The organism is Rhizobium sp. BG4, from assembly GCF_016864575.1.
GTDB lineage: Bacteria > Pseudomonadota > Alphaproteobacteria > Rhizobiales > Rhizobiaceae > Rhizobium.
In genome coordinates this window covers 659,833-681,137 of the sequence record NZ_CP044126.1, presented here as the reverse complement: position 1 = coordinate 681,137, position 21,305 = coordinate 659,833, and the positions used below count along the sequence as shown (strand labels likewise).

General features: G+C 62.5%; 17 protein-coding genes and 2 pseudogenes. 14 read left to right on the top strand and 5 right to left on the bottom strand.

The genetic code is table 11. The annotated features are described in order from the left end of the window. Positions 1-110: 110 nt before the first annotated feature. Both F2982_RS23285 and F2982_RS23280 read left to right on the top strand, forming a co-directional pair. Positions 111-2,032: pseudogene (locus tag F2982_RS23285) on the top strand (hypothetical protein). 28 nt (positions 2,033-2,060) lie between these two features. Next, positions 2,061-2,279: a hypothetical protein gene (locus tag F2982_RS23280; RefSeq protein ID WP_112712271.1), complete on the top strand. Its 219-nt coding sequence runs from the start codon at positions 2,061-2,063 to the stop codon at positions 2,277-2,279. A gap of 119 nt (positions 2,280-2,398) precedes the next feature. Here F2982_RS23280 and F2982_RS23275 read toward each other — a convergent pair whose 3' ends face one another. Beyond that, entirely contained in the window at positions 2,399-2,845 is a 447-nt protein-coding gene (locus F2982_RS23275; RefSeq protein WP_130283577.1) for a GNAT family N-acetyltransferase, read from the bottom strand. 231 nt (positions 2,846-3,076) lie between these two features. Between F2982_RS23275 and F2982_RS23270 the strand changes: the two genes are divergently transcribed. Then, positions 3,077-3,952 (top strand): NAD(P)-dependent oxidoreductase, encoded by an 876-nt coding sequence (locus F2982_RS23270; protein ID WP_203431062.1) that lies wholly within the window; start codon positions 3,077-3,079, stop codon positions 3,950-3,952. On the opposite strand, the pseudogene F2982_RS23265 reads toward F2982_RS23270, so the two are convergent. Next, positions 3,949-5,471 (bottom strand): annotated as a pseudogene (locus tag F2982_RS23265) (adenylate/guanylate cyclase domain-containing protein). The gene F2982_RS23270 and the pseudogene F2982_RS23265 sit on opposite strands and share 4 nt — an antisense overlap. Positions 5,472-5,719: 248 nt before the next feature. Continuing rightward, positions 5,720-6,892: a 4-hydroxybenzoate 3-monooxygenase gene (pobA, locus tag F2982_RS23260; RefSeq protein ID WP_203431061.1), complete on the bottom strand. Its 1,173-nt coding sequence runs from the start codon at positions 6,890-6,892 to the stop codon at positions 5,720-5,722. 108 nt (positions 6,893-7,000) lie between these two features. Here pobA and F2982_RS23255 point away from each other — a divergent pair, with 108 nt between their 5' ends. Continuing rightward, a complete protein-coding gene (locus tag F2982_RS23255) occupies positions 7,001-7,882 on the top strand; it encodes a helix-turn-helix domain-containing protein (RefSeq protein ID WP_203431060.1) in 882 nt (293 codons plus the stop codon). Here F2982_RS23255 and F2982_RS23250 read toward each other — a convergent pair whose 3' ends face one another. Further along, entirely contained in the window at positions 7,883-8,638 is a 756-nt protein-coding gene (locus tag F2982_RS23250; protein ID WP_203431059.1) for an IclR family transcriptional regulator, read from the bottom strand. Between the two features lie 153 nt (positions 8,639-8,791). Here F2982_RS23250 and F2982_RS23245 point away from each other — a divergent pair, with 153 nt between their 5' ends. The 10 genes from F2982_RS23245 to ligD all read left to right on the top strand — a co-directional run bounded on the left by F2982_RS23245 (position 8,792) and on the right by ligD (position 19,924). Next, complete coding sequence (locus F2982_RS23245; protein ID WP_203431058.1) at positions 8,792-9,499, top strand: 3-oxoacid CoA-transferase subunit A; 708 nt, start codon at positions 8,792-8,794, stop codon at positions 9,497-9,499. Continuing rightward, positions 9,496-10,185: a CoA transferase subunit B gene (locus F2982_RS23240; protein WP_203431057.1), complete on the top strand. Its 690-nt coding sequence runs from the start codon at positions 9,496-9,498 to the stop codon at positions 10,183-10,185. The genes F2982_RS23245 and F2982_RS23240 overlap by 4 nt, the downstream gene beginning before the upstream one ends. Before the next feature lie 11 nt (positions 10,186-10,196). Beyond that, positions 10,197-11,402 carry a 3-oxoadipyl-CoA thiolase gene (gene pcaF, locus F2982_RS23235; RefSeq protein ID WP_203431056.1) on the top strand — a complete coding sequence of 402 codons (1,206 nt, stop codon included), beginning with the start codon at positions 10,197-10,199 and terminating at the stop codon, positions 11,400-11,402. A 103-nt stretch (positions 11,403-11,505) separates the two neighbouring features. Beyond that, positions 11,506-12,300, top strand: coding sequence for an SDR family oxidoreductase (locus F2982_RS23230; RefSeq protein WP_130283593.1), 795 nt, complete (start codon positions 11,506-11,508; stop codon positions 12,298-12,300). 271 nt (positions 12,301-12,571) lie between these two features. Beyond that, a complete protein-coding gene (glgX, locus tag F2982_RS23225; RefSeq protein WP_203431156.1) occupies positions 12,572-14,725 on the top strand; it encodes a glycogen debranching protein GlgX in 2,154 nt (717 codons plus the stop codon). Between the two features lie 18 nt (positions 14,726-14,743). Beyond that, complete coding sequence (locus F2982_RS23220; RefSeq protein WP_203431055.1) at positions 14,744-15,766, top strand: DNA topoisomerase IB; 1,023 nt, start codon at positions 14,744-14,746, stop codon at positions 15,764-15,766. Positions 15,767-16,030: 264 nt separating this feature from the next. Beyond that, complete coding sequence (locus F2982_RS23215; RefSeq protein WP_203431054.1) at positions 16,031-16,300, top strand: hypothetical protein; 270 nt, start codon at positions 16,031-16,033, stop codon at positions 16,298-16,300. 15 nt (positions 16,301-16,315) lie between these two features. Beyond that, positions 16,316-16,546 (top strand): DUF2188 domain-containing protein, encoded by a 231-nt coding sequence (locus tag F2982_RS23210; RefSeq protein ID WP_112712249.1) that lies wholly within the window; start codon positions 16,316-16,318, stop codon positions 16,544-16,546. A gap of 28 nt (positions 16,547-16,574) precedes the next feature. Next, positions 16,575-17,411: a Ku protein gene (locus F2982_RS23205; RefSeq protein ID WP_203431053.1), complete on the top strand. Its 837-nt coding sequence runs from the start codon at positions 16,575-16,577 to the stop codon at positions 17,409-17,411. Between the two features lie 2 nt (positions 17,412-17,413). Then, the gene (gene ligD, locus F2982_RS23200) at positions 17,414-19,924 is read left to right on the top strand and encodes a DNA ligase D (protein ID WP_203431052.1); all 2,511 of its coding nucleotides are present in this window, start codon (positions 17,414-17,416) and stop codon (positions 19,922-19,924) included. Positions 19,925-19,942: 18 nt separating this feature from the next. Here the strand turns inward: ligD and F2982_RS23195 are convergent, their stop codons facing one another. Continuing rightward, positions 19,943-21,169, bottom strand: coding sequence for an MFS transporter (locus F2982_RS23195; protein WP_203431051.1), 1,227 nt, complete (start codon positions 21,167-21,169; stop codon positions 19,943-19,945). Positions 21,170-21,305: the final 136 nt, after the last annotated feature.

The following is a 21,305-nucleotide window of genomic DNA, read 5'->3' as shown; positions in this document are numbered from 1 at the left end:
CCTGACCGCTTGGCAAGCGCTTGCTTTGCTGAGCGTTATTCGTATTTTGGTTGCATAATTGTCTCGCATGAGAGATGCGACTCGGGGCGGCGCGCAACTCATAGGTTAAAATGGCTTTTATCGTCGAAACGTTCGGACGCTTGCGGCTTGCCGACGCGGAAGGCAACGATATCGCTTTCCCGGAAAAAGGCCTGCTCCTGATCGCCTACCTGCTGACGCTCGATAAGAACGCCGCACACCGCACCATGGCCGCCGATTTCCTGTGGGCAACGAGGACAAGGCCGTCTCGCTTTCCAACCTGCGCAAGACGATCTCGCGCATCAAGGCGCGCCAGGACCAGCTCGGCGCCCAGTTCCTGATCTTCACCGATACCGCCGTCTCGCTCGACCCGGCTTCGCTGACGGCCGACTTCACCGATCTGCCGCTTCCCGGCGATGCGATGCCACGGCTTGCGAAACTGACCAAGGCGATGAGCCATCCCTTTCTCGGTCAGGTGAATTGCCAGAGCGGCGTGTTCGAGACCTGGCAGAAGGATCAGATCTACCGCCATTCCGGCCTGCTCCAGGATGCGCTGAAAGCGGTTTCGCTGCCGGTCGAGTCGACCGAGGATTGGGAAATCCTGCGCAAGGCCGGTCTCCTCGTCTTTCGCGATGAACCGAAGGATTCCGACATTCTTCGCCTGCTGCTCGAAATCTTCGATGCGCAGGAGGAGGTTGATTATATCCGGGATTATATCGAGCGGCGCAAAAGCTCGATCTCGCGCGGCCTCGAAGCCGTGGCGCCGAACGGTACGAACGGCCAGCACAAGGTCGAAGCGCGCCCGGTGGCGGCCAATGACGGCATCGATGCGCTGCCGCTCAACAAGATCGGCCGGCCGGCCATTCCGCGTCTCGTGCTGCTGCCGCCTCGCAATCTTTCCAGCAATCCGCAATCGATCCTGATCGCCGCCTCGCTGATCGAGGACATCACCATCGGCTTCTGCGCCTTTAACAGCCTGCAGGTGATCGCCCCGCATTCGGCCGTGCAGATCGGCCATCAGAACGAGGACCAGTCGGCCTTCTTCGAGCGTCACTCGGTCAATTACGTGCTGGATACGCAGATCACCGGTTTCGACGAGGTCAAGCTGTTCGCCCAGCTGATCTTCTTCGACGATAACCAGATCGTCTGGGCCGAGCGGTTCAGCCTCAGCCAGGCTGATCTGCTGCGCGACCGCCGGGTGATCTCGCGCCGCGTCGCGCTGTCGGTCTCGAGCGAGATCGAGCGACACGAGGCGACGCGCTCCTACCTGGAGCTCAATCCGGCCGCCTATCACCAATATCTGGTCGGCAAGCAATATCTCGGTCGGCTGACGCTGCCGAACCTGCGCCGTGCCCGCAAGGAGATGCGCGCTGCGCTGAAGGCGACGCCGGATTTTGCTCCGGCGCTGAGCTCGACGGCGCGCACCTATTCGAAGGAATGGCTGCTGACCGCTCGCGGCGACATGGAACTGCTGAAATCGGCCGAGGAATTCGCCACGAAATCGATCGAGGCCCGCAACGATCTGGCCGACGGCTACCGCGAATTCGGCGTCGCCAAGCTGCTGCAGGGCGCTTTCGACGAAAGCGCCGAGGCGATGGAAGTGGCCGAGACGCTCTCGCCGCACTATGCCGACGTCATCGCCGACCATGCCGATACGCTGGTTCATTGCTCTCGTCCGGGCATGGCGCTGCAGAAGATCGAGCGGGCGATCGAGCTCAATCCGCTGAGCCCGGATCCCTATCTCTGGACTGCGGCCGGCGCCAACTATGCGCTGGGCGAATTCTCGGCTTCACTGGACTATATCAGCCAGATGAGCGATCCGAGCCTGGCAGACAGGCTTGCGGCCGCCAGCTGGGCGATGCTCGGCAACAAGGACAAGGCGCGTGTCCTCGTTCGCCGTGTCCGCGAGGCCAATCCGAACTTCGATGTCGATAAATGGTTGTCCGCCGTTCCGAGCAAGGAACAGTGGCATAAAGACCTTTATCGCGAAGGACTGAAGAAGGCAGGCTTTTAACATCAACTCTGGAAGAGGGAATTGCAGCATGACTAAGGTTGTTGTGATCAGTGTTGAAGGTGAAAAAGGGCTTTGGGTGGCGGATCTCGGCCGCGGGACGGTGACGCCGCTCAGCGTACCGAAGGCGGGCGCGCTGGCGGAGGCGGCGGCACTTGCGGCGCGGGGCAGCGTCATTACCAAGGGCGTCAATCTGGCAGTCGCCGTGAAATCCGCCGATTCCGTTGCTGCCGGCCATTACGACGGCTGATATCGACTGATTGAATTCTGGGATCTTGAAGCGCGGGCGATGATCGGGTTGCCCGCGGCTTTCGTGCGCCCAGATAGCGGCCGCTGACGCCAGATCAGGTCTGCTGCGCGGAAACGCGCCTACTTCAGCGGCTTCGAGTAGATGCGGTGATTGGGAGACTGCTTGTAGCTCGCGGACCGGTAATAGTCCGCGGCGACGCCCTCGTTCTGTGACAAGAGCCAGGTGCTGGAGAAGCCGCTGGCCAAGGCTTCCTGTTCGAGAAGCTTCAACAGCGTGGTGCCGATGCCCTTGCCCTGGTGAGCGGGCATGACGGCGATTTCGGGAATGTAGAGCATGCAGCCGGTGGCCGCCGTGTGCGGATAGCCGATGGCGAAGCCGTGCAGATCGTCGCCATCCAGCGCGCCGACGCCCATCCAGCCCGGCGTCGTCGACAGCTCGACCATGCGGGCAGTCGCCCGCTCGATCGACCAATGTTCGTGCCAGGGTTCGGCGCTATAGGCTTCGACGATGATGGCGGCGCCGAGAAGCGCCTGATCTTTATTGATCCGCTTGAAAACGACTGTCATGGCCACTGTCTAACGAAGCACCGCAAGGGCTATGTAATGATGATGAGTATTATGCGCACCGGTCCTAAACAACTGGTTGCTGTATTTTTTACCGCTGAATTGTGGTCTAAAGTTGTGATTTCAATGACGCTACACGTCTTTATTTTCGCCAGCCTTCGTCGACCCGGCACTAACGTTCAAGACAGCCAGGCCCGCACCCGCGCATAGTCCTCTCGAATGGGAGGACAAGCCATGCGGATAGGGTTCATCGGGCTCGGGATCATGGGAACGCCGATGGCACTCAATCTGCTGCGTTCGGGCCAGCCGCTCACCGTCTGGAACCGCTCGGCGGACAAGGCCGAGCCGCTACGTGCGGCGGGGGCTGAGGTTGCCGCGAGCGCCGGCGAGGTCTTCACCCAGGCCGATGCGATCATCCTGATGCTGGCGACGCAGGCGGCGATCGACGACGTGCTCGGCCGCGGCTCCGCTCTCTTTGCCAAACGTGTGCGTGGCCGCACGCTGATCCATATGGGCACGACCGCGCCTGAATTTTCCAAGGCTCTGGAAAGCGATATCCTCGCCGCGGGCGGATTCTACGTCGAGGCGCCAGTCTCCGGATCGCGCATGCCAGCCGAGGCCGGCGAACTCGTTGCGATGCTTGCCGGGGAGAATGATGCCGTCGAGCGCATCCGGCCGCTGCTCTCGCCGATGTGCCGCGATGTGATCGCCTGCGGTCCGGTGCCGAATGCGCTGCTGATGAAGCTCGCCGTCAACATCTTCCTGATCTCGACGGTGACGGGACTGGCGGAAGCCGCCAATTTCGCCGCCAGCCAGGGGCTCGACATGCAGCTCTTCAAGCGGATCGCCGATGGCGGCCAGATGGCGAGCGGCATATCGAGGATCAAGACCGGCAAGCTCGCCGATCAGGATTTCGCGCCGCAGGCGGCGATCGCCGACGTGCTGAAAAACAACCGGCTGGTCGTCGATGCCGCCCGCGCGAGCCGCACGCCGGTGCCGCTGCTCGACGTCTGCGGCGATCTCTATGCGGAAGCCGTGGAGATGGGCCTCGGCACCCTCGATATGGCCGCTGTCATCCAGGCGATCGCTGCCCGTGCGCCGAAATCCTAGGCTGGTTTCTCGGCAGGCGTTTCCACCGCGGCCAATGCCTCCATCAGCGCCGCCTTGACCTTGTTCCTTTCGGCCGGTTCCAGCTGCGACATGTTGAGATGCAGGTCGAGACCAGCAAAATGCTCGCTCATCACCCGCGTATGGCCGTCGCCGCCGACAAGCAGGCCTGCACCTCGTAGGGCACGATATCGCGCTGAATACCCTTCATGGTGATCGGCGTCAGCGGCACCGCCTCGACGATGTCCTCGACCAGTGCATAGGTTTCATAGCTCATGACGATCTTGCCGCCTTCGGCGATCGATTGCAGCCGCGCCGCTAGATTGGCCTCGGCGCCGATGATCGTATAGTCCATACGGTCGGTGCTGCCGAAATTGCCGACATTGCAGTAGCCGCTATTGATGCCCATGCGCACGATAAAGGGCTCGGCCGTGCCATCACGGCGCCATTTCGCCTTCAGTTCGCCGAGGCGCTGCTGCATGTCGACCGCCATGCGCAGGCAGGCCTTGGCATCCTCCACCGCGCCCTTGGTCTCGGGATCGCCGAAGAAGACGAGGATCGCGTCGCCGATGAACTTGTCGACCGTGCCGCCATGTTTCAGCGCGATCTTCGACATTTCCGTCAGATACTCGTTCAGCATCTCCGTCAGCGCTTCCGGCTGCAGCCGCTCGGTCGTGGCGGTAAAGTCCTTGATATCGGAGAAGAAGATCGTCAGCCGTTTGCGCTCGGTCTGGATGACGACGTCGCGCTGGCCGCTGAAAATGCTCTTGTAGATCTGCGGCGAGAGATAGCGCGAGATCTTCAACGAGATGCTGGCGAGGAACTCATTGGTGGATTCGAGGTCGTGGTTGAAAGCATGGAGCAGCGAAGCCTGGCGGCGCTGCATGACGATGAAGGAGGCGCCGAGCACCGCGACGCAGATGAAATAGGCAAGCAGATACTTGAAGGCGAAGATGTTGGCCGCAAAGGGCTGGCGGATGATCACCTCCTGAATGCCGCGGACATCGCCGACCTTCCAGTCGGTCTTCGGGCTTTCAGGGTGCGTGTTGTGGCAGGCCACACAAGGCGGCCCCATCAGCACCGGCGTCACCAGCCGGAAGACATTGGTGAAGCCGGAGCGCTTGTTTTCCGTCAGCGTCTGTTTCGGATTGCTCCTGAGGGCGGTCAGCGCATCGCTCTCGAACTTGTCGAGATCGTGCGACGCCCGGTTCTTGAAGGGAAGGTCGGAGACGAAGCGATAGGTGATATTCGCCTGCTGTTCCTTGATGACATCGCCGAGCTCCAGCGACAGCGTCGCCGGGATCGGCACGGCGCCCGGAATATTCGCATAGTTGTGCGATACGGCGGTTCGCTCTTCCTGTCCGGCCGTGTGGGCTGCCAGAATCCGGCCGACGACATTGGTGGCATAGTAGGACCGGATGCTGGTGATCAGCGAGCTCATGTCCTGCGCCTGACGATGGACGGCATCGCGCGACAGGGTGCTGACATCGAGCCAGGCCGCAAGCGGCAGGCCGGCCAGCATGATCAGCGTCACCAGACCGACCAGATAGGCGTTCTTGCGCGCCGTCGAAATTTCCTGTTCCCGCGTCTCCACGATCTGCCCCGCTCGCTGACCGGTGTCCAAAGCCCAACGGCTACAGGATCGGACATCGTATTTCAGTTGTCGAGCATATTCATCGGCGCGTTGCCTGTTGCGGTGAAGCGGCGGCGGGAACGCATGAGACGCCGCCGCTTCCAAGCGGCCTTCCGTGGATTGCGGAAGGCATCAGGCTAGTAGGGGAGGCCCACATAGTTTTCGGCGAGCGCCGTAGCGGCAGCGGTCGAATGGGTGAGATAATCGAGCTCGGCCTCCTGGATCTTCTGGCCGAAATCGCCGGTATCCGGGAAGCGGTGCAGCATAGTCGTCATCCACCAGGAAAAGCGGACGGCCTTCCAGACCCGCGATAGAGCCCGGCCGGAATAGGCATCGATCCCGGCGCCGGAGCGTTCGTCATAATATTCCGCGAGGCCGCCGAACAGGTAATGCACATCGCTCGCCGCAAGGTTCAGCCCCTTCGCGCCCGTCGGCGGCACGATATGGGCGGCATCGCCGACCAGGAACAGGCGTCCGAACCGCATCGGCTCGGCGACGAAAGAGCGCAGCGGCGCGATCGATTTTTCGAAGGACGGCGCGGTCTGCAGCGCCTCGGCGTGATGGGCGGGCAGGCGGCGGCGCAGCTCGTCCCAGAAGCGCTCGTCGCTCCAGTCCTCGATCTTTTCGTCGAGCGGACACTGGATGTAATAGCGGCTGCGGCTTTCCGAGCGCATCGAACAGAGCGCGAAGCCGCGCGGATGATTGGCATAGATCAGCTCGTGGCTGACGGGGGCGACATCGGCGAGAATGCCGAGCCAACCGAAGGGATAGACCTTCTCGAAGGTGCGGATCGCCGATGCAGGCACCGCCTTGCGGCTGGCGCCATGAAAGCCGTCGCAGCCAGCGATGAAATCGCAATCGATGCGATGGGTGATGCCATCCTTCTCGTATGTCAGGTAGGGCGTTTCACCATCGAAATCATGCGGAGTGACATTGGCCGCGTCATAGATCGTCGCTGCACCACTTGCTTCGCGATGCTCCATCAGGTCGCGTGTCAGCTCGGTCTGGCCATAGACCATGACCCGCTTGCCGCCGGTGAGGCCGTGTAGATCGATGCGGTGATCGCGGCCGTCGAACGCGAGCGAAAAGCCGTCATGCGGCAGCCCCTCGGCATGCATGCGCGCGCCTGACTTCGCCTGATCCATCAGGCCGACCGTGCCTTCTTCCAGCACACCGGCGCGCACGCGGCCGAGAATGTAATCCTTGCCGACGCGATCGAGGATGACGTTGTCGATCCCGGCTTCCGTCAGCAACTGGCCGAGCAACAGGCCCGACGGGCCTGAGCCGATGATGGCGACTTTGGTGCGCATGGTTCCTCCTGGCGTCCTCTTGGCGCAATTCTGCGGAGGGGAGGTCTGCAGCAATGGACATTTCACGCCAGAAATTGCACTAATCGAACATGCGAGGAGGCGTCCGGAATGGCGAAATTCGTCCCGACTTATGAGCTCTATGGCGAGAATGCCGGAGAGAAGCTGGATTTCTGGCTGCATTGCGAAACAATTCCATCGCGCAGCAGCCTGCATCACTGGGAAATCAAGCTGCACCGCCACGAGAGCTTTTTCCAGATCTTGTACATCAGCGCCGGATCGGGCGATGCGATCTTCGGCGCTGAGCGCCACCAGATCGTGCCCAATACCGTGATCACCGTGCCGCCCGGTCTCAACCACGGTTTCCGGTTTTCCAGGGATATCGATGGCTTCGTCATCACCGTGCTTGCCTCGCATCTGAAGGCGCTGCCGGGCGGCCGCAGCCCACTTGGCGAATGGCTCGCCCACCCGCGTCTGACCGTGCTCGACAGGAATAATCCCGACGCCGCCTATGCCGGGCAGACCCTGTTGCGCCTCGGCGCGGAGTTCGCCGCTCGCAGCAGCGGTCGCACCGATCTGCTCGAAGCCTATGTGACGATTGCCCTGCAGCTGACGACGCGGCTTTCCGGAAGCGCTGCGGGTGAGAGCTCCGACGAGAACGGCCGGCGCATGGAGCGGCTGAACGGACTGATCCAGCAGCATCTGCGCACCCACAAACCGGCCGCCTTCTACGCCGCCGAACTCGGCATCTCCGCGACCCATCTCAACCGCATCGTCAAGGCGGCGACCGGCCTCGGCACGCACGAGATGATCGCCCAGCGGCTTGCCGACGAAGCCAAGCGCGAACTGGTCTTCACCCTCGGCAGCGCCCAGGAAATCAGCTATCGCCTCGGCTTCGCCGATCCCGCTTATTTCTCCCGCTTTTTCGTGAAGCAGACGGGCCAGACACCGCGCGCCTGGCGGCTGGCGGAGCGGGCGAAGCTCGGGATGTGATCAGCGCAGAACGAGGCGGAGCGCGGCCTGCGTTTCCTTCATCAGCGGCAGATAGCGCGTCACCATTTCGTCAGCCGAAGCATGCGCCGCCGGGGCGCCGATATTCAGCGCGCAGATCAACTGGCCGCGGTCGTTCTTGACGGGGATCGCGATGGAGCAGAGGCCGAGTTCGAGTTCCTGATCGATGACCGCATAGCCCTGGGCGCGGACGCGCTGGAATTCGGCGATCAGTTTCCCCGGGTCGGTGAGCGTGCGCGGCGTGTTGGCCTTGAGATCGCTGCGGGCAAGAATGGCGCGCGCCTCGGCTTCGGGGAGTGCAGCCAGCAGAACCCGGCCCATCGAAGCGCAATAGGCGGGAAGGCGGCTTCCCGGTGTCAGGTTGATCGACATCACCCGCCTCTGCGAGGCCCGGGCGATATAGAGGATTTCAGTGCCGTCGAGCACGGAGGCGGAGGCGCTCTGCCCTGCCTTTTCCGACAGCAGATCGAGATGCGGCTGCAGGATGGCGGGCAGCGGCGTGGCCGAGAGATACGCATGCCCCAGCCGCAGCACCTTCGGCGTCAGCGTAAAGAACTTGCCGTCGTAATCGGCATAGCCAAGCTCCGAAAGCGTCAGCAGCGACCGCCGCACCGTTGCACGGTCGAGCCCGGTCAGCTTGGCAGCATCGGTAATCGAGAGACGCTGATGCATCTCGCCAAAGGCCTCAATGACCTTCAGCCCCCTCGCAAACCCGCTGACGAAGTCCGTTTCGCGCATGCCATACCTCGTTTGTTCTCAAAGAATACGATGTGCGATATGCGAACAAATGTCAAATAACGCACAATTTGCTTGCCTGCCCCGCCGTTGCGGACTTATCCATTCCGCCTGAGGCGGGAGATCCCCGCGATACCAGGCGAGGAGATATCCGGCATGGACAAGACGATCCGGAGCGCGGCCGACGCCGTATCCGATATTGGTGATGGCGCCGTCGTGATGATTGGCGGGTTCGGCGGATCGGGTGCTCCGATCGAGCTCATTCATGCGCTGATCGACAAGGGGCCGAAGAACCTTACCGTCATCAACAACAATGCCGGCAACGGCCGGATCGGTATTGCGGCGATGATCGATGCCGGGATGGTCAGGAAGATGATCTGCTCCTTCCCGCGCTCGTCCGATCCGCGGGCTTTCACCGACAAGTATCTGGCGGGCGAGATCGAGCTCGAGCTGGTGCCGCAGGGCACGCTTGCCGAGCGCATCCGCGCTGGCGGCGCCGGGATCCCGGCCTTCTATACGCCGACGACCTACGGAACCGAGCTTGCCGAGGGCAAGCCGGTCGCCGAGTTCGATGGCAGGCAATATGTGCAGGAGCGCTGGCTGAAGGCCGATTTCGCGATCGTCAAGGCGCAGCTCGGCGATACTCATGGCAACCTCACCTACAACAAGGCTGGCCGCAACTTTAACCCGCTGATGTGCATGGCGGCGGCAAGGACGGTGGCCCAGGTCTCGAAGCTGGTGCCCGCCGGCGGCATCGATCCGGAACAGGTGGTGACGCCAGGGATCTTCGTCGATGGCGTCGTCGAGATCGCCAATCCGCAACAGGAAGAAGAGCTCATTCGAGCCGGGGTGGCCTACGTATGACATTCGATACGCGCGAAGACATCAAGCTTTCCAACGCCCAGATTGCCTGGCGCGCCGCCCAGGACATTACTGACGGTGCCTATGTGAACCTCGGCATCGGCTTCCCCGAAATGGTCGCTCGCTACCAACCCGAGGGGCGCGAGGCGATCTTTCATACCGAAAACGGCATCCTGAATTTCGGCGAGGCGCCGCCCGCCGGTGAAGAGGATTGGGATCTGATCAACGCCGGCAAGCGGGCAGTGACGCTGAAGCCGGGCGCCGCCTTCTTCCACCATGACGACAGCTTCGCCATGGTGCGCGGCGGTCATCTGGATATCGCCATCCTCGGCGCCTATCAAGTGTCCGAGAACGGCGATCTTGCCAACTGGCGGGTCGGCTCGAAGGGAGTGCCGGCCGTCGGCGGGGCGATGGACCTTGTCCACGGCGCCAAGCAGGTCTGCGTCATCACCGAGCATGTGACCAAGAACGGCGAGCCGAAGCTGGTCGAGAAATGCACCTTTCCGCTGACCGGCGTCGGCTGCATCACTCGCGTCTATACGAGCCACGCCGTGATCGACATCGTCAAGGGCCGCTTCGTGCTGCGCGAGAAGCTTGCCGCCATGACGGCCGAGGAATTGCAGGCAATGACCGGCGCAAAACTGCATATCGAAGGCCCGGTTGCCGATCTCGCCGTGCCCGAGCTGTAAGGAGTTCACCGATGGCTGAAGCTTTCATCTGCGATTACATCCGCACGCCGATCGGCCGCTTCGGCGGCTCGCTTTCGTCCGTCCGCGCCGACGATCTCGGCGCCGTGCCGCTGAAGGCACTGATGGAGCGGAACGCTTCCGTCGATTGGGATGCGGTCGATGACGTCGTCTTCGGCTGCGCCAACCAGGCAGGCGAGGACAATCGCAACGTCGCCCGCATGTCCCTGCTGCTCGCCGGTCTGCCGCTTGGCGTCTCCGGCACCACGATCAACCGTCTCTGCGGCTCCGGCATGGACGCCGTCATCACCGCGGCGCGGGCGATCCGCGCGGGCGAGGCGGAGCTGATGATTGCCGGCGGCGTCGAAAGCATGTCGCGCGCGCCTTTCGTCATGCCGAAGGCCGATACGGCCTTTTCGCGCAATGCCGAAATCTACGATACGACGATCGGCTGGCGCTTCGTCAATCCGGTGATGAAGAAGCAATATGGCGTCGATTCCATGCCGGAGACCGGCGAGAATGTCGCCGAGGATTACAAGGTGAGCCGTGAGGATCAGGACGCCTTCGCCGTTCGTTCGCAGGCGAAGGCCGCAGCCTCCCAGGCAAGCGGCCGGCTCGGCAAGGAGATCACTGCCGTTACCATCCCGCAGCGCAAGGGCGATCCCATCGTCGTCGACAGGGACGAGCATCCGCGCGCGACCTCGATGGAGGCGCTTGCCAAGCTCGGAACGCCCTTCAAGAAGGAGGGCGGGACTGTCACCGCCGGCAACGCATCGGGCGTGAACGACGGCGCTGCGGCGCTGATCATCGCCTCGGAAGCGGCGGCGAAGAAACATGGTCTCAGGCCGATCGCCCGCATTCTCGGCGGTGCGGCTGGCGGTGTTCCGCCGCGTATCATGGGTATCGGTCCGGTCCCGGCATCGCGCAGGCTGATGGCGCGCCTCGGCATGAAGCAGGAGCAGTTCGACGTCATCGAGCTCAACGAGGCCTTCGCCTCGCAGGGGCTGGCGGTATTGCGCGAGCTCGGGATTGCCGATGACGACGGCCGTGTGAACCGCAATGGCGGCGCCATCGCGCTCGGCCATCCGCTCGGCATGTCGGGCGCCCGTATCACCGGCACGGCGGCACTCGAACTTGCCGAAACCGGCGGCCGCTATTCGCTCTCGACCATGTGCATCGGCGTAGGCCAGGGGATCGCCGTGGCGCTCGAGCGCGTCTGACCCGATACAAATTCCCGTGTCCGGCATTGCAGTTGGCGGACACGGCCTGCTAAGACTCCCGCATATCATTACCATGCAATTGTTTTAGGGAGGCTTTGCAGCCATGGCTGATCTTGCTCAATCACTCGCGTCCATCAAGCTGCCGGATCTGGCCGGCAAGGCCGTGCTCATCACCGGCGCATCGACAGGCATCGGCGCCGCCCTTGCCCGCGCTTTCGCCGCACAGGGCATGAAAGTCGGCATCCACTACAATGCCAGCCGCGAGCCGGCCGAAAAGCTCGCCGAAGAAATCCGCGCGACAGGTGCTACGGTCCATCTGGTACATGGCGACGTTTCCAGGGAAGGCGAGACGGAGCGCGTTGTCGAGGAGACGGCCAAGACCTTCGGCCATCTCGACGGCCTGATCAACAATGCCGGCGGCATGCTCGGCCGCAAGCCGACGTCGGAATATACCGACGAGCACTACGACAAGGTGATGAACCTCAACGCCCGCTCGGTGCTGGCAGCAGTGCGCGCCGCCCATCCCTGGCTGAAGAAGCAGGGCGGCTTCATCATCAACACCACCTCGATCGCCGCCCGCAACGGCGGCGGCAACGGCGCGATCCTTTACGCGGCATCCAAGGGCTTCGTCTCGACGATCACCCGCGGCCACGCCAAGGAATTCGTACCCGATCGCATCCGCGTCAACGCGGTCGCACCCGGCGTCATCGCCACGCCCTTCCATGAGCGCTATACGAATGACGAGCAGATGGAGCTGCAGCGCAAGTCGATCCCGATGGGCTTTGTCGGCACCTCGGAAGATTGCGTCGGCGCCTATCTCTTCCTGGCCTCGCCGACGCTGTCGGGCTACATCACCGGCCAGATCATCGAGGTCAATGGCGGCCAGCTGATGCCTTAATCGGCGCTTCCTCTCGCCGATATTTTGCACTGCACAAGGGAACCTTCGGGTTCCCTTCACGTTTCGAGGATTGGGGGAAGGCGATCGCCGTTCCTGTACCTTCGAGACGGACGATCATGTTCAAGCCAAGCCACTCTCATCGCTGTGCCGGGCATTGTTGCCGGACGCAGTGTTTTGTTGTGCCTGCTGGTTGAACTGCCTGCACGCCTCGCCTGCTGTCATGGCAGCGAAACCATTTAATGAAGCGATATAAAGGATGGGCGACACAACAATGAGCTACTCGTTCTCGGAACTCGATTTCCTCAAGCCTGAACTTGGCGCGGAATATACAGGCTCCGGGACGCATTTTGCCGTCTATTCCGCCCATGCCGAGCAGATGGAGCTCTGCCTCTTCTCCGCCGACGGCAAGAGGGAGGAGGCGCGCCTGCCGCTGCCGAAGCGGGAGGGCGATATCTGGTCGGGCTATATTGCCGGCGTCGGGCCGGGCACTGTTTACGGCTACCGCGCCCACGGCCCCTATGATCCCCGGAACGGCCATCGCTTCAATCCCAACAAGCTGCTGCTCGATCCCTACGCCAAGCAGGTGGTCGGCGATCTCAAGTGGGACGACGCGCTCTACGGCTACACGATCGGCAAGGACGATCTTTCCTTCGACGAGCGCGACAGCGCCCCCTTCATGGTCAAGGGCGTTGTGCAGGATCCGGATTTCGATTGGGACGGCGATCAGGCGATCCGCCGCCCGTGGACGGAGACGATCGTCTATGAAGCGCATGTGCGCGGCATGACGATGACCCATCCGAAGGTGCCGGATCACTTGCGCGGTACGTTCCTCGGCATGGCGAGCGAGCCGATCATCGAGCATCTGACGAAGCTCGGGGTCTCCGCGATCGAGCTGCTGCCGATCCAGTTCTTCCCGAACGATCGCTATCTCGAAGAGAAGAACCTGACGAATTACTGGGGCTATCAAACGCTCGGCTTCTTCGCCCCGCAGTCGCGTTACCTCTCCAGCGACAAGATCACCGAGATCAAGACCATGGTGCGCAAGTTCCATGCGGCCGGGATCGAAGTGATCATGGACGTCGTCTACAACCATACCGCCGAAGGCAGCGAGCGTGGCCCGACGCTCTCCTTCCGCGGCCTCGATAATGCGAGCTATTACATTCTCTCGCCCGACGACGCGCGCCACACCTTCGACACGACGGGCACCGGAAACACGCTGAACATCGCCAATCCGATGGTCATGCGCATGGTGCTCGACAGCCTGCGTTATTGGGTGGGCGTCATGCATATCGACGGCTTCCGCTTCGATCTGGCGAGCACGCTCGGCCGGCAGGATCTGGAGTTCGACCGCCAGGGCATCTTCTTCAGCGCCATCCGCCAGGATCCGATCCTCGCCGGCGTCAAGCTGATCGCCGAGCCTTGGGATGTCGGCGAGGGCGGCTATCAGGTCGGCGGCTTCCCGCATCCGTTCCGTGAATGGAACGACAAGTTCCGCGACGATGTGCGCCGCTTCTGGAAGGGCGATGGCGGTCTGGTCTCGAGCCTGTCGCAGCGCATCACCGGCTCTGCCGTCCAGTTCAACCATTCCGACCGCGGCGCCACCTCCTCCGTCAACCTGCTCTCCGCCCATGACGGCTTCACGCTGATGGACACCGTGTCCTTCAACGACAAGCACAACGAGGCGAATGGCGAGGACAACAACGACGGCCATTCCGACAATCATTCGGATAATATGGGCGCCGAAGGTGCGACGGATGATCAGGGCATCAACGACAACCGTGCGCGCCGCCGCCGCAATATGATGGCGACGCTGATGCTGTCGCAGGGCGTGCCGATGATCGTCGCCGGTGACGAGATCGGCAACAGCCAGCATGGCAACAACAATGCCTATTGCCAGGACAACGAGATCGGCTGGATCGACTGGAGCGGGCTCGACGATCCATTCCTGACCTTCTGCCAGAAGATGATCGCGCTCCGGAAGGCGCATCCCGAACTGCGTCAGGAGCGTTTCCTGACGGGCGAGACCAGCGAGGACGGCCGTATCGAGATCGCCTGGTACAAGCACGACGGCACCTTCATGGATGACGGCGCCTGGAACGATGGCGAGCTTCGTGTCCTTGGCGTCTATATTTCCCGCAGCGTCCACACGCCGGACAGCGAGAAGATGGACGGGCTCTTCATGCTGTTCAATGCCGGTGGCGATTGCGAGATCAGCCTGCCTGAGGTGAACGGCATCGATCACTGGCAACGGCTGGTCGAAACCGGCGCGGACGATGCCTTCGAGATCATCGATGTCGATAGCCCGATTACGCTCTACCGCGAAAGCGTCGCCGTCTTCGCGCCAAAGGGCGCGACGGAGCCGCCGAAAGAGGCAGACACGGCCGAGCGCCGCCGCTGGTTCAACTTCGGCCGCAAGCCGAAATGACGGGCCACTGATAGCGCGATGAATGCGGACGCGATTGCCGATCTCGGCCTGATCTATGTGAGCGATACCGAGCCCGGCATTCGCCGCAGCCGGAAGGGCAAGGGCTTCTGCTATCGGCTGCCTGACGGCAAACTGGTTGCCGACCCGGAGCTCAAGGACCGGATCGCCGCGCTCGGCCTGCCGCCCGCCTATGACGATGTGTGGATCTGCCTGCAGGAAAACGGTCACCTGCAGGCGACCGGCTACGATGCCCGCGGGCGGAAACAGTACCGCTACCACAAGGATTGGAACGCCTTTCGCAGCGTCGAGAAGTTCCATCAGCTGATCGAGTTCGGCCAGGCATTGCCGAGAATCCGCCGGCAGGCGCTGAGGGATCTCGACACCGGCGTCGACGATATCAGGGGTATCCTGGCGGCGCTGACGACCCTGCTCGACGAGGCGCATCTGCGCGTCGGCAATCAGGCCTATGTCAAGGAGAACGGCACCTATGGCGCCACCACGCTGCTCAAGCGCCATATCAAGCTCAACGACGGCAAGATCGAACTGAAATTCCGCGCCAAGGGCGGCAAGCGGGTGCAGCGAAGCCTCAAGCATCCTCGCCTGCAGAAGATACTGGAAGAGATCGCCGACCTGCCGGGCCGGCAGCTTTTCGTCTGGAAAGATGAGACGGGATCGCTGAAACCCGTCGAGTCCGGGCGCTTGAACAGCTATCTCGCCGAGATCTCCGGCATCGCCATCTCTGCCAAGACGTTCCGGACCTGGGCCGGATCGCTTGCCGGTTTCGGCGTGGCGCGAAGCGCGATCCTCGAAGGGCGGCGCCCGACGGTGAAGGAGATGGCGGAGGCTTCGGCCGAGGTGCTGCACAACACGCCGGCGATCTCGCGCTCCAGCTATATCCATCCGCGCGTCATCGCGCTCGCCGATCGCGACCGCGAAATTCCGGAGGATATGCCCGAAGCGGCGTCGCCGCTGCGCGGTCTGCGCGCCGAAGAAAACCGGCTGCTGGATTTCCTCATGCGCGAAGCGGGAATGACCGCCTGAGGCATGGCTGGCGAAAAAAGCCCGCGCCGGGTGGACGCGGGCTTCTCAGGTGACAGGAGGTCCACCAAGGGCGGCCCGGTTCTGTCGCCGGCCTTCCTCGATTTCTCCGCTTTGCGAGCCGCACGTGGCTGGCGCTCTGCAAAGCGCAGGTTGCAGGGGAAGAACAGTTGAAGCCGCCGATCGTTCCGCAATTTCTGGACGGAACAATTTCTCTTACATCACGTTTCAAAGCTTGATCGGGAGCAATTCTGAAAGGGCTTTCCTATGCCGAATGTTCGTAAGGTCTCGGAAAAGAACCAGAAGTTCGATCCGCGTGACCGGCTGATCATCGCGCTCTATGCGCAATTGAAGGCCGAACGCGAGACGCGGGAAACGCTCGAATGGGTCATCCGCAACGGCGGGCTGTCCGACGCGATGCTTGAGGCGATCGCCTCCGACCCCGTCCGGCCGGTGACCAGCGACGAGATCGCTTCCGTCGAGAAGATCATAGCTTTGGACGAGCGCCGTAAAGGCGCTCCACGCGACTACGACTGAAGAGAGGAGAAAAAGATGGTCGACATTACCTATCAGATCGTGCCGCATGATGAAGGCTGGGCCTACAAGCTCGGCGATACGATATCCGAAACCTATGCGACGGCGGAGGAAGCCGCCGATCGCGCCAGGAGCGCCGCATCGCGGCAGAAGATCGGCGATGGTGATGCTTTGCTCGCTTATCCGGCTCCTGATGGCGGTTGGCAGTTCCAGCCCCTTGAAACTGACAGAAGCGGTAGCAGACTCTGATAGGATAACTGTAGCGTAGGAGAGTGACATGGCGGCGCGGGCAAGCTGGAAAGGCCATCTGAAGATTGGCGACCTTGTCTGCGGCGTCGGTCTCTACACCGCCATCTCGTCCTCCGACCGCCTGTCCTTCAACATCATCAACCGCAAGACCGGCCACCGCGTTGAGCGGCAGTTCGTCGATAGCGAAACCGGAAAGCCCGTCGATCGCGAGGATCAGGTGAAGGGCTATCGGATGGACAATGGCGATTACATCGTCATCGAAGGCGACGAGATCGCCAGCGTCATGCCCGACAGCGACAAGGTGATGGGTGTCCAGAGCTTCATTCCCCTGGCGGAGATCGACAAGCTCTATTTCGACCGTCCCTACTATCTCGCCCCCATTGAAGATCACGATGCCGAAGCCCTTGGCCTGATCATGCGCAGCATGCGCGACAACAAGGTCGCGGCACTTGCCCAGGCGGTGCTGTTTCGCCGTAACCGGACATTGCTGATCCGCGCGCAGGACGATCACGTCATCGCCACCATGCTGAATTTCGACTACGAGGTCCGCTCCGCCGAGACCGTCTTCAAGGACATCCCGGACATCAAGTTCGACAAGGAAATGCTGGAGCTCGCCGGCCATATCATCGGCACCAAGAAGGGCAGCTTCAATCCGGCCGAATACGAGGACCGCTACGAGGCGGCGCTGACCGAACTCGTCAAAGCCAAGATCGAGGGTCGCGAGCCGCCGAAGCGCAAGCCAAAGCCGGAGGGCAAGGTCGTCGATCTCATGGAGGCGCTGCGCCAGAGCGCCAAGATCGGCGGCAAATCGGGATCCGGTAAACCAGCCGCTAGCACATCCGGCCGCCGCAAGAAGGCGAGCTGACAATGGCGCTCGAAACCTATCAGCAAAAGCGCGACTTCAAGGTCACCCCGGAACCGCGCGGCGCGAAAGGCAAGAGCAAGGGCAACAGCTTCGTCATCCAGAAACATGATGCGACGCGCCTGCACTACGATTTCCGCCTGGAGATGGATGGGGTGTTGAAGAGCTGGGCGGTGACGCGCGGCCCGAGCCTCAATCCTGACGACAAGCGGCTCGCCGTCCATGTAGAGGATCATCCGCTCTCCTACGGTGATTTCGAGGGCGTGATCCCGAAGGGTCAGTATGGCGGCGGCACCGTCATCGTCTGGGACCGGGGCACCTGGGCGCCGCTCGGCGACGCAAAGAAAGCCTATCGCAAGGGCCATATCGAATTCGAGCTTGATGGCGACAAGCTGAAGGGCCGCTGGCATCTGGTGCGGATGCACGGCAAGCCCGGCGAGAAGCGCGAGAACTGGCTGCTGATCAAGGGTGAAGACGAGGAGGCCCGCCACGGCCGCCGCGAGGATATCCTGAAGAAACGTCCGGAATCCGCCAAGAGCGGACGGACGATCGAGCAGGTCGCCAAGAACCCCGACGATACCTGGAATTCCAAGCCGAATGGCCGCAAGACGGCTACGAAACCCGCTGCCAAGGCCAAGGCGCAGCCGCAGGTGCATCAGTGGCCGAAGGGCGCGCGCAAGACCGCGATGCCGGATTTCGTCGAGCCGGTGCTTGCCAAGCTGAAGCCGCGCCCGCCGGCAGGAGACGGCTGGATCCACGAGATCAAGTTTGACGGCTATCGCCTGCAGATCCGCATCCGCGACGGCAAAGTGACGATGCTGACGCGGACCGGGCTCGACTGGACAGAGAAGTTCGGCGAGGAGATCGCCGCCGCCTTCGGCGCGCTGCCTGTCGATAGCGCATTGATCGATGGCGAGCTCGTCGTCGAGCGGGAGAACGGCGCCTCCGACTTCTCGGCGCTTCAGCACGATCTGAGCGAAGGCCGCAGCGACCGCTTCTCCTACTACGCCTTCGACCTCATCTATCTCGACGGCCACGATCTGCAGAATGTCGCGCTTATCGACCGCAAGGCATTGCTGGAAAAGCTGCTGCCCGCGGGCAGCGCAAAACTGCGCTACAGCGAGCATTTCAACGAGAATGGCGGTCTCGTTCTCGATCATGCCTCCCGGCTTGGTCTTGAGGGCGTGATCTCCAAGGAGCGCGACAGCCATTACGTCTCGGGCCGAACCGGTGATTGGGTGAAGTCGAAATGCGTTCAACGCAATGAGTTCGTCATCGGCGGATACGTTCCCTCGACATCGATGAAAAGCGCGATCGGTTCGCTTGCCATGGGCTACTATGACAAGGGCAAGCTGAAACATGTCGGCCGGGTCGGCACAGGCTACACCGTCAAGCTGTCGCACGATCTCTACCGGCAGCTTTCCAAGCTTGAGCAAACCGCAAGCGCCTTCGAAGGCAAGCTGACGGCGGACGAGCGCCGTGGGCTGGTTTTCGTCAAGCCGGAGCTGGTGGCCGAGGTTGAATTCAGCGCCTGGTCGGCGGATGGTAATCTGCGCCACGCCGCCTTCCGCGGCTTGCGCGAGGACAAGGCGGCAAAGGAAGTGGGGCGCGAAATGGGTGCAACTGCTGCAAAAGAGCTGCCGGTATCGGATGTGACGCTGACACATCCCGATCGCATCTACTGGCCGGACGAAGGCATCACCAAGGCCGGACTGGCGGATTACTACGCCAATGTCTGGGAACTGATAAAGCCTTTCGTCGTCAACCGGCCGCTGTCGCTGCTGCGTCTGCCGGATGGCATTTCGGGCAAGCAGCGCTTCTTCCAGAAACATGCCTGGAAGGGCATGAACGCCCACATCGAGGAGATTGCCGATCCCAAGGATCGCGGCGGTGAGAAGCTGTTACGGATCAAAGATTTCGACGGTCTCGTTGCTCTGGTGCAATCGGCCGTGCTGGAAATCCATCCCTGGGGCGCGACGACCGCCAAGTGGGAAAAGCCCGACATGGTGATCATGGATCTCGATCCGGCCGATGATGTGCCCTGGACGGCGGTCATTTCCGCCGCGCATGAGATCAAGGCGATCATGGAAGGCGAGGGGCTTGCGGCCTTCGTCAAGACCTCGGGCGGCAAGGGTCTGCATGTCGTGGCGCCGCTGGCCCCGAAAGCCGGCTGGACCGAGGTGAAAGCCTTCGCCAAATGGATCGCCGATACGATGGAGAGCTCTGACCCCTCCCGCTACATCGCCAAGGCGACGAAAGCGGAGCGCAATGGCAAGATCTTCATCGACTACCTGCGCAACGGCCGCGGCAATACCGCCGTCGCCCCCTATTCGGCCCGCGCCCGCAAAGGCGCACCGGTTTCGATGCCTATCGACTGGAGCGAGCTGACAAACGAAATCGGCCCCGCCTATTTCACTGTCGGTAATACGCCTGCCAGGATCAACGCGCTGTCGCGCGATCCCTGGGGCGATTTCTTTGAGGCGGCAAAGCCGCTCGAAAAGAAGAAGCGGTCCTAGGGACCGCTCTTCCACGGATCATGCCGCAACCGTCTTCCGGCGGTCCAGCAATCCCGCGAGACCTGCCGTAAGCAGTGCCGATGTCGCCGGGATCAGGATCACGCAGAGCAATTCCCGCCCGGTCGAGGCCTCATCGAGGAGAAGTCCGGCAATCGAAGCGATCACCGCACCGCCGCCGACGCTGACGGCGGCTGCCAGCCCTGCGGCGGTTCCAGCCAGATCGGGCTGGACGGCCAATATGCCGGAATTGGCGGCGGGCATGGTCAGCCCGTTGCCGATGCCGATGAAGATGCAGGCCGCGAAGAAGGCCGGAGGGGCGGTGATCCCGGCGACCGCAAGGGCCAGTCCGCCAAGCAGGCCGGTACATGTCAGCGTCCGTCCCGCGATCAGCACGCCGGCGATTGGCATGTGGCTCGCATAACGTCCGGCGAGATAGCTGCCGAGAATGAAGCCGGCGGGCACCATGCCCATGTAGAGGCCGAGTTTGGCGCTTGATCCTCCGAGCGCCTCGTTCATGACCAGCGGAGCCCCGGCAAGGAAGACGTAAAGCGTCCCCATCGAGCAGGCCATGCAGGCGGCATAGATGAGGAAGCGCGGCGAGCCGAGCAGTAGCCGGTACGATGCGAGATAACCGTGCGCGTGAGATCGCTGCACGCCAGCCTCGTCACGGATTTCATGCGCGGCAAGCGCCAGCATGATTGCGCCGAGCGCGGCGAACATCACGAAATTTGCCCGCCAGCCGAAGAGTTCGCTGACCGCTCCGCCGATCGTCGGGCCCACCATCGGCGCGACTGCCCAGCCCATGGCGAGATAGCCGAACTTGCTCGCAGCCTTCTGCCCGCCCCAGCTTTCCTTGACGATGACGAGCGCGATGGAAAAGCAGGCGGCGATCGCTGCCTGCAAGGTGCGGAAGAACAGGAAGACATGAATGTTGCCCGCCAGCGCGCAGCCCGCCGACGCCAGGATGAAGATCGCCAGCGAGACAAGCACGACCGGCCTGCGTCCGAAGCGGTCGGACAGGGCGCCGCCGATGATTTCGGCAAAGGCGGTGAGCGCGGCGTAGGCCGCGACGCTGAGTGCCACCAGAGCCGGATCGGTGTGCAGGTCGGCAGCGATCTCGGGAAGAGACGGCAGGATCAGGTTGACGGGCAGGACGGAGAGGGCGGTCAGCAGGATAAGCGTAAACAGCCGCGGCGGTTTGGGTTGGCGTGCGCATGCGAGTTCGGATGCGGAATTTCCGGTCATCGGTCGGTCTCTCGGGTGATGGGAAGAGGGATGTCCGGCAGGCCGCTGCCCGCAATCCGGGCAATAAAAAAGGCCCCGCCGGGAGCCTGCTTACCGCGCATGGGTGCTTTCGCCGGATGGCTACGCCATCCTGCCC

What these genes read in the sequence shown, in the direction of transcription:
- F2982_RS23280 (WP_112712271.1), top strand. Translation starts at nt 2,061, where the DNA reads ATGACTAAGGTTGTTGTGATCAGTGTTGAAGGTGAAAAAGGGCTTTGG.
- F2982_RS23275 (WP_130283577.1), bottom strand. Translation starts at nt 2,845, where the DNA reads ATGACAGTCGTTTTCAAGCGGATCAATAAAGATCAGGCGCTTCTCGGC.
- F2982_RS23270 (WP_203431062.1), top strand. Translation starts at nt 3,077, where the DNA reads ATGCGGATAGGGTTCATCGGGCTCGGGATCATGGGAACGCCGATGGCA.
- pobA (WP_203431061.1), bottom strand. Translation starts at nt 6,892, where the DNA reads ATGCGCACCAAAGTCGCCATCATCGGCTCAGGCCCGTCGGGCCTGTTG.
- F2982_RS23255 (WP_203431060.1), top strand. Translation starts at nt 7,001, where the DNA reads ATGGCGAAATTCGTCCCGACTTATGAGCTCTATGGCGAGAATGCCGGA.
- F2982_RS23250 (WP_203431059.1), bottom strand. Translation starts at nt 8,638, where the DNA reads ATGCGCGAAACGGACTTCGTCAGCGGGTTTGCGAGGGGGCTGAAGGTC.
- F2982_RS23245 (WP_203431058.1), top strand. Translation starts at nt 8,792, where the DNA reads ATGGACAAGACGATCCGGAGCGCGGCCGACGCCGTATCCGATATTGGT.
- F2982_RS23240 (WP_203431057.1), top strand. Translation starts at nt 9,496, where the DNA reads ATGACATTCGATACGCGCGAAGACATCAAGCTTTCCAACGCCCAGATT.
- pcaF (WP_203431056.1), top strand. Translation starts at nt 10,197, where the DNA reads ATGGCTGAAGCTTTCATCTGCGATTACATCCGCACGCCGATCGGCCGC.
- F2982_RS23230 (WP_130283593.1), top strand. Translation starts at nt 11,506, where the DNA reads ATGGCTGATCTTGCTCAATCACTCGCGTCCATCAAGCTGCCGGATCTG.
- glgX (WP_203431156.1), top strand. Translation starts at nt 12,572, where the DNA reads ATGAGCTACTCGTTCTCGGAACTCGATTTCCTCAAGCCTGAACTTGGC.
- F2982_RS23220 (WP_203431055.1), top strand. Translation starts at nt 14,744, where the DNA reads ATGAATGCGGACGCGATTGCCGATCTCGGCCTGATCTATGTGAGCGAT.
- F2982_RS23215 (WP_203431054.1), top strand. Translation starts at nt 16,031, where the DNA reads ATGCCGAATGTTCGTAAGGTCTCGGAAAAGAACCAGAAGTTCGATCCG.
- F2982_RS23210 (WP_112712249.1), top strand. Translation starts at nt 16,316, where the DNA reads ATGGTCGACATTACCTATCAGATCGTGCCGCATGATGAAGGCTGGGCC.
- F2982_RS23205 (WP_203431053.1), top strand. Translation starts at nt 16,575, where the DNA reads ATGGCGGCGCGGGCAAGCTGGAAAGGCCATCTGAAGATTGGCGACCTT.
- ligD (WP_203431052.1), top strand. Translation starts at nt 17,414, where the DNA reads ATGGCGCTCGAAACCTATCAGCAAAAGCGCGACTTCAAGGTCACCCCG.
- F2982_RS23195 (WP_203431051.1), bottom strand. Translation starts at nt 21,169, where the DNA reads ATGACCGGAAATTCCGCATCCGAACTCGCATGCGCACGCCAACCCAAA.